The 12,529-nt window shown below is 69.4% G+C and carries 12 protein-coding genes; 5 read left to right on the top strand and 7 right to left on the bottom strand.

Translation table 11 applies throughout. The annotated features are described in order from the left end of the window. Positions 1–102: 102 nt before the first annotated feature. Positions 103–864, top strand: coding sequence for a sulfite exporter TauE/SafE family protein (locus tag WDJ58_RS14290; protein WP_338913939.1), 762 nt, complete (start codon positions 103–105; stop codon positions 862–864). A 59-nt stretch (positions 865–923) separates the two neighbouring features. Here WDJ58_RS14290 and WDJ58_RS14285 read toward each other — a convergent pair whose 3' ends face one another. The 6 genes from WDJ58_RS14285 to WDJ58_RS14260 form a co-directional block, all read right to left on the bottom strand. Further along, positions 924–1,691 carry an SDR family NAD(P)-dependent oxidoreductase gene (locus WDJ58_RS14285; protein ID WP_338913938.1) on the bottom strand — a complete coding sequence of 256 codons (768 nt, stop codon included), beginning with the start codon at positions 1,689–1,691 and terminating at the stop codon, positions 924–926. Positions 1,692–1,797: 106 nt separating this feature from the next. Beyond that, positions 1,798–3,426 carry an acyl-CoA synthetase gene (locus WDJ58_RS14280; protein WP_338913937.1) on the bottom strand — a complete coding sequence of 543 codons (1,629 nt, stop codon included), beginning with the start codon at positions 3,424–3,426 and terminating at the stop codon, positions 1,798–1,800. A gap of 106 nt (positions 3,427–3,532) precedes the next feature. Then, positions 3,533–3,916, bottom strand: coding sequence for a type II toxin-antitoxin system VapC family toxin (locus WDJ58_RS14275; protein ID WP_338913936.1), 384 nt, complete (start codon positions 3,914–3,916; stop codon positions 3,533–3,535). Next, positions 3,913–4,137, bottom strand: coding sequence for an antitoxin VapB family protein (locus tag WDJ58_RS14270; protein ID WP_338913935.1), 225 nt, complete (start codon positions 4,135–4,137; stop codon positions 3,913–3,915). Before WDJ58_RS14270 ends, WDJ58_RS14275 begins: the two co-directional genes overlap by 4 nt. Before the next feature lie 115 nt (positions 4,138–4,252). Further along, entirely contained in the window at positions 4,253–5,008 is a 756-nt protein-coding gene (locus tag WDJ58_RS14265; RefSeq protein WP_338913934.1) for an SDR family NAD(P)-dependent oxidoreductase, read from the bottom strand. 436 nt (positions 5,009–5,444) lie between these two features. Continuing rightward, positions 5,445–6,974 carry an AMP-binding protein gene (locus WDJ58_RS14260; protein ID WP_338913933.1) on the bottom strand — a complete coding sequence of 510 codons (1,530 nt, stop codon included), beginning with the start codon at positions 6,972–6,974 and terminating at the stop codon, positions 5,445–5,447. 309 nt (positions 6,975–7,283) lie between these two features. Here WDJ58_RS14260 and WDJ58_RS14255 point away from each other — a divergent pair, with 309 nt between their 5' ends. The 3 genes from WDJ58_RS14255 to WDJ58_RS14245 all read left to right on the top strand — a co-directional run bounded on the left by WDJ58_RS14255 (position 7,284) and on the right by WDJ58_RS14245 (position 11,033). Beyond that, positions 7,284–7,934, top strand: a complete 651-nt coding sequence (locus WDJ58_RS14255; RefSeq protein ID WP_338913932.1) for a hypothetical protein — start codon at positions 7,284–7,286, stop codon at positions 7,932–7,934. 87 nt (positions 7,935–8,021) lie between these two features. Further along, positions 8,022–9,845 (top strand): 2-oxo acid dehydrogenase subunit E2, encoded by a 1,824-nt coding sequence (locus WDJ58_RS14250; protein WP_338913931.1) that lies wholly within the window; start codon positions 8,022–8,024, stop codon positions 9,843–9,845. Between the two features lie 24 nt (positions 9,846–9,869). Next, entirely contained in the window at positions 9,870–11,033 is a 1,164-nt protein-coding gene (locus WDJ58_RS14245) for an acyl-CoA dehydrogenase family protein (RefSeq protein ID WP_338913930.1), read from the top strand. A gap of 114 nt (positions 11,034–11,147) precedes the next feature. On the opposite strand, the gene WDJ58_RS14240 is transcribed toward WDJ58_RS14245, so the two are convergent. Then, entirely contained in the window at positions 11,148–11,537 is a 390-nt protein-coding gene (locus WDJ58_RS14240; protein ID WP_338913929.1) for a hypothetical protein, read from the bottom strand. A 134-nt stretch (positions 11,538–11,671) separates the two neighbouring features. On the opposite strand from WDJ58_RS14240, the gene WDJ58_RS14235 reads away from it, so the two are divergent. Then, a complete protein-coding gene (locus WDJ58_RS14235; protein WP_338913928.1) occupies positions 11,672–12,451 on the top strand; it encodes an enoyl-CoA hydratase/isomerase family protein in 780 nt (259 codons plus the stop codon). Positions 12,452–12,529 lie beyond the last annotated feature (78 nt).

Raw genomic sequence — 12,529 nt, 5'->3', positions numbered from 1 at the left:
GTTCGAGATGAGAGGATTCGACGTGGGGGAGACACCGGGGATCGAGTCGGTCGTCGAACGAGGGGATCCCGACGAGTCGCGGGTCGGGGGTATCGTTCGCCGATGATCGAGACGGGAGGCAGTAGCGTACTGCTCCTGAGTGTCGTCGGTGGGGTGCTGATCCTCGCCGGGCTCGTCAAGGGGGTCCTCGGATTCGGGCCGGCGCTGGTGTCGATCCCGGTGCTCGTCCAGGTGTTCGATCCCAGGGCGGCCATCGCGGCGTTCTCGATACCGATGCTGATCGCGAACCTCGTCATCGTCTGGCGGGACGGCCTCTCCTGGGCGGTGATCCGCCCGCGGTGGCGGCTCGTCGCCGTGGTCTTCCTCACGACTATCGTCGGTGCCGTCGGGCTGATCACGCTCCCGGCCGACCTGCTCTCGCTCGTCGTCGGGGTCGGCGTGCTCTGTTACCTCCTCCTCACGCAGCGCTCGGGCGGGGAGACGCTGGCGACCTACGCGAGGGAGGCGTGGTCGGAGTACGTCGTCGGGAGCGCAACGGGAGTGCTCGGCGGCGCGCTCGGGATGGGCGGGCTCCCGCTGGCGGCGTACCTCGACGCCCGCGGGCTCGAACGCGACGCGTTCACGCTCCTCCTCGTCGTGCTGCTGGCGCTCAACAACTCCGTCCGGATAACGGCGCTCTGGGCCGGCGACGTCTTCGGACGGACCGAACTCCTCCTCGGCGCGGCGTTCGTCTCGCCGCTGTTCCTCGGCGTCCTCGCCGGCGTCCGTCTCCGACGGCACATCCCGGCGGACAGGTTCGAGGTCCTCGTCCGGCTGGTCCTCCTCGTCAGCGCGCTCCGGCTCGTGTACGGCACGCTCTCGTGAGGCGAGTCCGACGGCGCGGGTCGAGGCCGACCGCGAGGGAGAGCGCCGGTTCCCGCCGGTTACTGCGCCGCCATCCCGCCGTCGGCGACGTGGACCTCGCCGGTGACGTAGGCGGCGGCGTCGCTGGCCAGGTAGACGGCGACGTCCGCGATCTCCTCGGGTTCGGCGAAGCGGTCCTGGGGGATGTCCTCGAGGAGGTCCTGTCGGATGGACTCGTTCTCGCGGACGCCCTCGGTGAACGCGGTCTTCACGTAGCCCGGCGCGAGCGCGTTCACCCGGATCTCGGGTGCCCACTCGACGGCGAGACACTTCGTCATCCCGACCATCGCGTGTTTCGAGGCGGTGTAGGGGACCTGGTAGGGGAGCGCGACGACGCCCCCGACGCTGGCGACGTTGACGATCGAGCCGGTCCCCTCCCGGTCGGCGACCCGTCGACCGAACTCCTGGGCACAGCCGAACGCGCCGGTGAGGTTGACCTGGAGGATCCACTCCCATGTCTCCATGTCGAGCTTGCGGGCGTTCCCGAAGAACGGGTTGACGCCGGCGTTGTTCACCAGGACGTCGACGGGTCCGAGCTCCTCTTCGACGGCCTCGAAGGTGGCTTCCACGGCCGCGCGGTCGGTCACGTCGAGGGTGCGGTGCATCGACGCGCCTCCGGCGGCCTCGATACGCTCGACCGTCTCGGCCAGGGCGTCCTCCGAACGCGCGACGGGAACCACGTCCGCGCCGGCCTCGGCCATGGCGACGGCCACGGCCTCGCCGATACCGCGGCTCCCGCCGGTGACGATGGCGACCCGGTCCTCCAGCGAGAACGCGTCGAGTGTCATACCTCGGGGTGCCGATGCCGTCCGCATAAAGATTCTGAGGGCGAGTCGGCGTGCCGCGGTTCGGGCCCGTGGCGGGCTTTCGGTCCCTGGAAGCGGAGGAACGGGTTCAGTCCTTCAGCTTCCGGCGCTGGACCTTCCCCGTCACCGTCGTCGGGAACTCCTCGACGAATTCGACCTGTCGAGGGTACTTGTAGGCGGCCTCGCGTTCGCGGACGAACGTCCGCACCTCCTCTGCGAGTTCCTCGGAGGGGTCGAACCCGGGTTCGAGGTTGAGGAACGCCTTCACGACCTGTCCGCGCTCCTCGTCGTCGACGCCGATCACGACGGCGTTTGCCACCGCCTCGTGTTCGCGGAGCGTGTCCTCGACCTCTAGCGGACTGACGCGATACCCCGCGGTGATGATGACGTCGTCGGCCCGGCCCTCGTAGTGGAGGTAGCCGTCCTCGTCGAACGAGCCGGCGTCGCCGGTGAGCATCCAGTCGCCGACGAACAGCTCCTCGGTCAGCTCCGGCTGGTGCCAGTAGTCGAGCAACATCCCGGGGTTCGGGCGTTTCACGGCGATGTGACCGATCTCGTTCGGGGGGAGCTCCTCGCCGGTCCCCTCGTCGACGACCGAGACGACGTGACCGGGAACGGGCCTGCCCGTCGCCTCGTAGTTCATCTCCATCAGCTCGTGGTTCGTCCCGACGAGGAAGTTACACTCGGTCTGCCCGTAGATCTCGTTGACGACCGCGCCCCACTCCTCCTCGACGAACCGGTGGACGTCCCGCGAGACCTTCTCCCCGCCGCTGGGGACGACCTCCACGTCGAGTTCCCCTCGATAGTCGACCTCGCGCATCATGCGGACCATCGTCGGGGTCAGAAGCGTGTGGGTCACGCCGTACTCGTCGAGCACCCGGTAGACCGCTTCGGGCTCGAAGTCGCCACCGTATCCCACGACCGGCTGCCCGTGGAACCAGGCACCCCAGACGACGGCGAACAGCCCCCCGACCCACGCCCACCCCGACGGGGAGTAGTGGACCGCCGACTCGTCGGGGAACTCGTTGATGAGTTGCCAGCCGGGGACGTACCCGAGAACCTGTCGGTGGGCGTGGTGTGCGCCCTTCGGCTTCCCGGTCGTCCCGCTGGTGTAGATGACGTAGGCCGAGTCCTCGGCACCCGTCTCGACGGCATCGAACTCCGGGGGGGCTGACCGTACCGCTTCCTCCCAGGTGTGGTCACCCACGTCGGGCGCATCGACGGTGATCACCGATTCGAGGGCGTCCAGGCCCGGACGGAGTTCCTCGACCAGCCCCGCCCGCTGTTCGCCCACGATCACGACCTCCGTCTCGGAGTGATCGAGCCGGTAGCGGAGGCCCTCGCTCCCGTAGAGGACCGAGAGGGGGACGACGATACCGCCCATCTGGAGGACGGCGAGGTTGGCGATCAGGTTCTCCGGACGCTGTGGGAGGACGATCCCGACGCGGGTGCCCCGCCCGACGCCGATGTCGGCGAGTGCGTTCGAGACGCGGTTCGCCTCGCGCTGCATCCGCCAGAACGTGTACGTCTCCCGTCGTCCGTCCTCGCCCTCGTAGAACAGCGCGACCCGCCGCTTGCCGTCGGGGGCGTCGGCCCACCGCCCGCAGACCGCCTCCGCGACGTTGAACGTCTCGGGGACGTCCCACTCGAACCCCTCGTAGGCCGCCTCGTAGCTGTCGTAGGTGCCGAGATCGATGTCCACGTCCACCGTATCCATGCCTCCCGTTGACGGGGGTGGTGATATGACTGTGGTGGATGCTCGGGGTGGGGTTGGGATGGGGCAGTGGTCCGGAAGCCGGGAGGTCGGGGTACGCGAGCCGTCGTCAGTAGGTGATGACGTCTAGGCCGTCGACACGGTCGAAGTGCTCGTCGCGTGTGACGATCCCAGCCCCGTGGTGCCGACACGTCCCCGCGATGAGGACGTCACCGAGGTTTACCGGGTGTCCCGCGTCGAGGAGTTCACTCTCGACGAGCGCTGCCTCGCGTGCAGTCGCGTCGGTCAGCGGGAGGGGGTCGACCCACTCCAGCGCCGACGCCACCCGTTCGATCCCTGCCTGCCCCTCGGTCCGCCCGCCGCCCCGATACACCTCGAACAGTACGAGCGACGGAGCGAAAAACGGGGTGTTCCGGCGGTCTTCCAGGAACTCACGGGTCGCACCCACACCGTCGAGATAGTCGATCAGGAACGACGTATCGACGGCGATCATCGGGCCCGCCGGTTCCGGAGATCCGTATCCAGTTCGTCGCGTGTCGAGTCGACGGCCTCGCGGAACCCCTCGACGTCCCGCATCGCACCGAACCCCTCCAGCGGGTCGTGCTCGGCTCCGGTGAGGCGCAGGATCGTCTCCGTGAAGCTCTCGCCCTCCCGCTTGTGTTCCCGCAATCGGGCGTACGCCTCCTCCGTGATGGTCAGGCTCTTCGTCCCCATACGTCTACCCTTAGACGTACACGTACTTATCTCCACCAGCCTCGTCACGGGCTACGGATACTGCGTACGGGGTACGTTCGCGGGGATCGGATCTCGTCCCCGAACGCTGTCGACCTCAGGTCATCCCGAACCCGCCGTCGACGACGAGGTTCTGTCCGGTGACGAACGAGGCACCGTCGCCCGCGAGGTAGACGATTCCCTCGGCGATCTCCTCGGGCTGGCCCACCCGGCCCATCGGGGTGTAGTTCTCGGCGAACTCGACGGTACCGTCGTGGGTGTCCTCGCGGAGCATCGGCGTGTCGACGAACCCCGGCGAGACCGAGTTCACGCGGATCCCCTTCCGGGCGTAGTCACGGGCGACCTGCCGGGTGAGCGAGATGACCCCGCCCTTGGCCGCGCTGTACGACGCCGAGTTCGGCGCGCCGACGACGCCGAAGACGCTCGCCACGTTCACGATACTCCCGCCATCCGCGTCGAGCATCCGCTCGACGGCGGCGAGCGTGCCGTGGTAGACGCCCGTGAGGTTGAGTTCGACGATGCTCGCCCAGTTCTCCGCGTCGGTTTCGGTGATCGCGTACGACTCGGCCCGGCCGGCGTTGTTGACGACGGCGTCGAGGCTCCCGAACGTCTCGGTCGCGGCGTCCATAGCCGAAGCCACCGCGTCGAGATCGGTCACGTCCGTCTCGACGAAGATCGCGTCGCCACCCGCCTCCTCGATCGCCGCGTCGGTCGGCTGTTCGTCGTATCGGGGCTCCCGCGTCACGTCGGCATTGACCACCTTCGCGCCCTCTTCGGCGGCCAGGAGCGCGGTCGCCCGCCCGAGCCCTGAGCTCGCGCCCGTGACGACGACCGTCTCGTCTTCGAGTCGCATGGACTCTGCTCCGGTGGCCCGGCGAAAACGTTTGTCCCCGCCTTGTGGGTGGTGCCCGAGACCGGTCGTGTGGAACGGCGGGTGGGACTGAAAGGGGCCGCGCGTGGCGGCTTCGCCGCCACGCTATGCGGTTGCCGGCTCCGCCGGCAACCCACGCTACGCGAACCCCGACGACGCAAGCACCGCAGCCGAACGGAGTGTGGCGAGGCGCGCAGCGAGTCACGGGAGCGTATCGGTCGGGGCTTTCGAGGTGTCTTCGTCACCAGCGGGATCAGGGAACATCTCGAAAGCCCCCGGCGGTTCGAGTCGGGAGGCTCGTTGCGCTCCTCCCGCTCGCTCCGCTCGCGCTACGGTGCTTACGTCGCCTGCCTTCCTCGAACCGCCGGCCCCTTTCAGTCCCACCCGATGTTTCGGCCTGGACGTCCTGGGAACACCCTCACTCGGGACCGTGTTGATCCAGCACGGCCGACCGCTCGATCTTCCCCGTGCCGCTCTTGGGCAGTTCCTCGACGTACTCCACTTCTCGCGGGTGCTTGAACCGGGCGAGTCGGTCGTCGAGGAACTCCCGGAGCGCCTCGTAGTCGAGTTCCTCGCCGTGGGTAGTGGCGATGACCGCCCTGACGACCTGACCCCACTGCTCGTCCGGCACCCCGAACACCACGACCTCCGAGATCTCGGGGTGGGAGTAGAGCGCCTCCTCGACCTCGCTCGGGTAGACGTTCTCCCCCCCGGAGATGATCATGTCGTCCATCCGGCCGTGGATGTGGTAGAAGCCATCCTCGTCCACCTCGGCGATGTCGCCCGAGTGGAGCCAGCCGTCGCGCCACGCTTCTTCGGTTTCGTCCGGTCGACCGAGGTAGCTCTCGGCGACCGTCGGCCCGCGGTGGAGGAGTTCGCCGGCCTCGCCCGGCGGGCACTCCTCGCCGTCCTCGTCGACGACCTTCGCGTCGACGTGGGTGAACGTCTTCCCGTTGCACTTCGGACCCTTCGCCATCGCGTGTTCCGGGCGGAGGACGAGCGAGCCGTCGGTCGTCTCGGTGAGCCCGTAGGCGGCCACGCAGGGGACGCCGATGTCGTCGAACGCCCGCTTGAGTTCGCTCGGGACGGGTTCACCGCCCCCGACGACGAGGTCGAGCGCCGAGAGGTCGTGCTCGCGCCAGCCCTCGGTACCGACCATGGCGTTGAGCATCGTCGGGATGGCGAACAGCTTCGTCACGTCGTACTCGGCGAGGATCTCCCAGGTCTCGACGGGGTCGAACTCCCGCTGGAGGACGACCGTCCCGCCCGTGTGGATCAGCGGGAGGGTGAAGATGTTGAGCCCGCCGACGTGGAAGATCGGACTGGAGGTGACCGTGACGTCGCCACTGTCGAGCTCCGTGTCGACCAGGTAGCTCACCGACGAGAAGAAGAGGTTCTTGTGGCTGATGGGCACGCCCTTGGGTCGGCCGGTCGACCCGCTCGTGTAGAGGAGTATCGCCGGGTCGTCGAAACCCTCCGCGACCTCTACCTCGCTCTCGTCGTAGTCGTAGAACGCGGACCAGTCCTCGGCGTCGACCCCCCCGTCGTCCGTCGCCTCTCCGACGCGCACCGCGGGAACGTCCCCGGCGAGCGCCGCGGCCTTCCCCCCGAAGACACCCTCGTAGACGAACAGGTCGGGATCGACGTCACCCTTCAGGTACCGGAGTTCGTCGACCGAGAGCCGGTAGTTGAACGGCGCGACGACGGCACCCAGCTTGCAGGTCGCGAAGAAGAGGTCGAAGAACTCGACGGAGTTGCGGAACAGCCCGCAGATGCGGTCGCCCTGGCCGATCCCGCATTCTCGGAGCGCCCGTGCGACGCTGTTCGAGCGACGTTCGAGTTCGCCGTAGGTGAACTCCTCGCGGGTCGACCCCTCGACGATGGCGACCTTCTCCGGGTGGTAGTAGGACTTCTTCCGGACGATGTAGCCGAAGTTGGCCTGGCGCATGGCCCCACCCTCCGGGCCGGGAGTATTACCCTTTGTGCGAGCGGGCTGTCGGTCCACGAGCGACCGACAATAGTAGCGTTTGGAACCGATGACACGCTCCAGGCGGGGACGTTCCCCCCGCCCGTGAGTAAAGACTTCCAAACGCTACTATACCACCCGGTCGATGCCCACGACGTTTATGCGCACATCCCTCGCGGGGAGGGCTTGAAACCGGCCCCCGCCCGGCGGTTTTCCCCAGGTCTCGGTGCTCGCACACAGCGTTCGTTGCAGGCAGTCGCCTTTTGCTACCTCGGTACCCAGGGAGGGACGATGACCGACCCCTCCGGTGGCGGTCGGACGAACGGTACGATCCTGGTCGCCACCGTCGCGGCACTGCTGACCGTCGCGCTCGCCGGAGCCCTGACGCTCACCTCGGGTGTCGGCCCGCTCGACGCGGGCCCGCCGGAGCGGGGGCTGGCGACCGCGACGCCGGCACCGGACGGCGACTCGGACGACCCGGGCGGTTCGGGTGGATCGGGTGGCTCCGATGGTTCGGCCGGATCCGGGGGCGACGGCGGTGGCGGCGGATCGAACGATGGCTCGGACGGCGGGGCGAGCGCGGATACCCCGGCCCCTCCGCCGTACGGCTTCGACGTGCTGCGCACCGAGAACTGCGGGAACACCTGTCGGGACGTGACGGTTCGGCTGACGAACAACCGGGACGCGACCGCGAACGACGTGGTCGTCACCACCCGTATCTACGCTGGGAACTCGACCGGGGAGGACGCACGGGTGTGGGAGGGTCGACGCGACGTCGGCACGCTCGAACCCGAGGGGTCGACGACCGCGACCGAGCGCGTCTCGCTCTCGTACTTCGAGGCGCTCTCGATCAAGCAGAAGGGCGGGTGGATCACCATCGTCACCACCGTCGAGTCCGAGGGGATCACGAGGCGGTTCGAGGAGCGACGGCAGGTCGCCTGAGGAGAGGACGCCGCCAGCTCGCCCGCATCCACCCCGCGGTCGGCGGTGGCGCTACCCTTTTCTCGCTCGGGTCTGGAGTGCCGGAGGATGGTCCAGGCGCTGCGGATGCCGATGATGGGCAACACGATGGAGACGGGGCTCCTCGCCGAGTGGGTCGTGGACGAGGGCGACCCCGTCGAGGCCGATCAGGTCGTCGCCGTCGTCGAGTCCGAGAAGGCCGCGGCCGACGTGGTGGCGAAGCGGGACGGCACCCTCGCCCGGGTCGACGTCGAGGAGGGCGCGGAGGTCCCTCCCGGGACGCTGATCGGGGTCGTGCTCGGCCCGGACGAGGGCCTCGGTGACGCGCCGCCGCCGCGGAGCCGGATCGAACCCGACGGAGCGGACGGCGACCGCGAGGGAGCCGCCCTGCAGGGAGAATCCGCGGATCGAACGGAGGTGGCCGCAGGCACGAGAGCCTCCGAGGACGACGAGGAACGAGCGTCCGAGACGGACGGGATCCGCGCCGCGCCGGGTGCGCGACGGCTAGCCGGCGAAGAGGGGATCGACCTCGGAGCCGTCGAGGGGACGGGACCCGACGGTGCGGTCCTGATCGCCGACGTCGAGGAGCATGTCGACGGGGAACCGGACCCGGAGCCGGCCACCCCGACCGACGGCCCGATGTTCCTCCCCCCGAGCACCCGTCGGCTGGCGCGCGAACTCGGCGTCGACCCGGGGGCCGTAGAGGGCACCGGCGCGGACGGTCGGGTGACGGAGTCCGACGTCCGCGCGGCCGCCGGAGCGACGGACGCGGGGGCGGCGACCCGGTCGCCGGGAAGCGGAACTGGTGGACAGGCACACGGCATCGCGGGACCGCCGCCGCGTGACCCCTCGCGGCTCGGCGTCACCGTCTCGGAGGAGCGGGAACTCGCGGGCGTCCGTCGAACGGTCGCCGAGCGGATGTCCCGGTCGGCGCGCGACGCCCCACAGGTGACTCTGAATCGTGAGGTGGACGTCGAGCGGGCGTTCGAGACCGTGGAGGAACTGGAACGCGCGTCGTCGAGTAGGCGTGAGGAGAGCGAGACGACCGTCGGGTTCACCGACCTGCTCGTCGCGGCGGTGGTCCGCGCGCTCGAACGGCATCCCGAGTTCAACGCCTGGTACGAGGGCGAGGCGCTGAGGCTGATCGAGGAGGTGAACGTCGCCGTCGCCGTCGACGCGGCGGCCGGCCTGCTCACGCCCGTCGTCCGCGACGCGGGTAGCCGGACGCTCGCGGGTATCGCCCGCGAGCGCCGCCGGCTCACCGACGCCGTCCTCGACGGTCGCCACGGGATGGACGATCTCAAGGGCGGGACGTTCACCGTGTCGAACCTCGGCCCGTTCGGCGTCGACTCGTTCGACCCGATACTCGACCCGCCGCAGGTGGCGATACTCGGCGTCGGACGGGTCGTCGAGGGATCGTGTACGCTGTCGCTCACGTTCGACCATCGGGTGGCCGACGGGGCCGACGCCGCCCGGTTCCTCGACACCCTGACGGGGGGTCTCGAATCGCCGAGCGTCGTCGTCGCCGAGCGGGCCGCCGCCGGGGTGGGGAGCGGGAGCGGTGACACGGGTACTCGGCCGAGATCGCCGACGAGCGGCTCCGACGATCTGGAGTCCATCGAGGCCGCGGTCGCGGCCGATCTCGCCGATCGGGCCCGGGAGGTGGCGGCCGTCCACGGCTGGCCGGTCCCGGCGTTCGAGGTACGACTCGGGGGCGACCGACCGGTCGTCGGCGTCCAGGGAGACGAGGGGGACTCGCCGGCGACGCTCAGTCGACTGACCTACGCGGCCTGCCGGGAGTCGAGGTTCGCGGGCACGGTAGCCGGCCTGCGGGATCCCGAGATCGAACTCGACCGATCGCACCCGACCACTACCCCCGACGAAAGAGACTAACACCCGGCCACGGAAGGGAGGTCGATGGAGTTCAGGCTCTCCGAGGAGCAGGAGATGATGCAGCGGCTGGCCGGGGAGATCGCCGAGGACTACGGGCTCGAGTACTGGCGTGAGAAGGACGAGACCGAGGAGTTCCCCCGCGAGATGTGGGACGACCTGACCGAGGCGGGGTTCATGGGGCTCACGGTACCGACCGAGTTCGGCGGGGAGGGTCTCGGGATGGAGGAGGTCGTCGCGGTCGCCCTCGCGCTCGGGCGGCGCGGCGGCGGCGTCAGCGGGCCGAACCTCCTCACGCTCGGCCCGGTGTTCGGGGGCATCTCGATCCAGGAGCACGGCACGGAGTCACAGCAGGAACGTCTCCTGCCGGAGATCGCCGACGGCGCGATGGTCTGTCTCGGGCTCACCGAGCCCGGCGCGGGGCTGGACACCGCGGGGATCGAGACCACCGCGGAGAAGGAGGGCGACGAGTACGTCATCAATGGGACGAAGATCTGGACGACCGGCGCGCACGTCTCGGACTACATCGTCACGCTCGCACGTACCTCCCCGATGGGCGACGGCAAGCGCCACGAGGGCATCTCGCTGTTCGTCGTCCCGAGCGACTCCGATGGGATCTCGACGAGCAAGATCGACAAGCTCAGCATGCGCGCGCTGGGATCCTGCGAGGTCGTCTACGACGACGTTCGCGTCCCGGAGGATGCCCTCCTCGGCGAGGAGGGCCGCGGGTTCTACCACCTGCTCGGGACGCTCAACACCGAGCGGATCATCTGGGCGGCGATCCCGCTCTCGGCGGGTGAACTCGCGCTCGACCTCGCGGTCGACTACGCGGGCGAGCGCGAGGCGTTCGAGCGACCCATCGGGAAGAACCAGGGCGTGCAGTTCCCGCTCGCCGAGTCGAAGATGGAGCTCGAGACGGCGAAGCTGATGGTCTACAAGGCCGCCTCGCTGTACGACGCCGGCGAGGACTGCTCGATGGAGGCGAACGCGGCGAAGTTCATGGCTGCCCGCGCCGGCTTCGACGCGGCCGACCGCGCCGTCCAGACCCTCGGTGGGATGGGGTTCGCCAACGAGTACCACGTCGAGCGGCTCTACCGCGACGTCCGGCTCGCGCGGGTCGCACCGGTCAGCGACGAACTCGTGAAGGCGTTCGTCGGAACGAACGTGCTCGGCCTGCCGCGGTCGTACTGAGCGGGAGCCGAGTCCGGCGGTACGCTTCGCGCATCCTCCCCGGTTCGCCGTTCCGTGGCCGGGACGGCCGGAGCAGCGACCCTGAAGGATGCGGGGGAGCGCCCGTGCTCGTGCTCACCAGGCGTCCTGGTCGTCGAACCGGTCGTCCCGACCGCGCTCCTCGTCGCTCTCGCCGGAGGAGAACCGCGACTTCACCTCGCTGGCGAGCGACTCGACCTGGTTCCGCAGCGACTGGACCTCCTGTTTGAACTCCTCCACGTCGCGCTCGACGTAGTAGACCCGGTGGCTCGGGATCCGCCGGACGGTGTCGTGTCCCTCGTCGGTCTCGCCCGTCCGGACGATCCAGTGGTCCTGGAAGTAGGCGATCCCGTCGTTGTCGACCTGCACCGATATCTGTCCCCCGTCGGGGTCCTCGTAGACGATTGTCGCCTGGCCGACCTCCCGCTCGGTGACGCCGTCCTGCGACCCGTCCCCGGTGCCTTCTCTGGAGTCGCGCTCGTCCATGTCTGTCTCGGACGAGTGGCGAGACACGCTTATTCCCTTCGCTGGCGGTCGAAAGGTAGGCCCCCGCGGAGCGTTCTCGCCGTGCGCCACGGGGCGGGGAACCGTTATGGGGCGACCCGGCGAACGCCGGACGGATGAGCGACTACGAGACGGTCACGGTCGAGCGCGACGGCGACGTCGGGACGGTCACGGTGTCCCGGCCCGAGGCGATGAACGCGGTGAACCCGCAGGTGCTGGAGGAACTGGCCGAGGCCGTCGACGAACTCGCCGGGGAGACCCGCTGTGTCGTCCTGACCGGCGAGGGCGACCGGGCGTTCGTCGGCGGCGGCGACATCAAGGCGTTCCGCGAGCAGTCGAGCACCGACTGGCTCGGCGGGTTCCGCGAGACGATGGCGGACGTCGAGGACGCCATCGAGGGCGCTCGCGTGCCCGTCATCGCGGCGGTCAACGGCGTCGCGCTCGGCGGCGGGACGGAGATCGCGATGACGTGCGACCTGATACTCGCCGCGGAGAGCGCCCGCTTCGGCCAGCCGGAGATCGGTCTGGGTATCATCCCCGGTGCCGGCGGGACACAGCGGCTCACCCACCTCGTGGGCTACCTGAAGGCCAAAGAACTCGTCCTCACCGGACGGCACGTCCCCGCACCCGAGGCCGCCGACATCGGCCTCGTCAACGAGGTGATCGACGACGACGGGTTCTACGACCGCGTGTACGAACTCGCCGCGGAGCTCGCCGCGGGCGCGCCCCACGCCCAGTGGTTCGCGAAGCGGAGCATCAACGAAGCCCGGGCGGGGCTGGAGACGGGGCTCGAACTCGAGGCGGCGTACGCGGCGCTCGCGTTCGAGACCCCCGACAAGGAGGAGGGGATGGCGGCGTTCGTCGAGAAGCGCGACCCCGAGTTCGGCGGGGAGTAGTCCGGGACCGGATCTCCGGAGGAATCGTGTGGCGGCCGTCCCGAACGTTCGAATCCCGGAACCCCGGGACGAAGCATA

It is taken from the genome of Salinirubellus litoreus (assembly GCF_037335815.1).
In the GTDB taxonomy this organism is placed as follows: Archaea; Halobacteriota; Halobacteria; order Halobacteriales; family Haloarculaceae; genus Salinirubellus; species Salinirubellus litoreus.
This window is presented reverse-complemented; position numbering and strand designations above follow the sequence as displayed.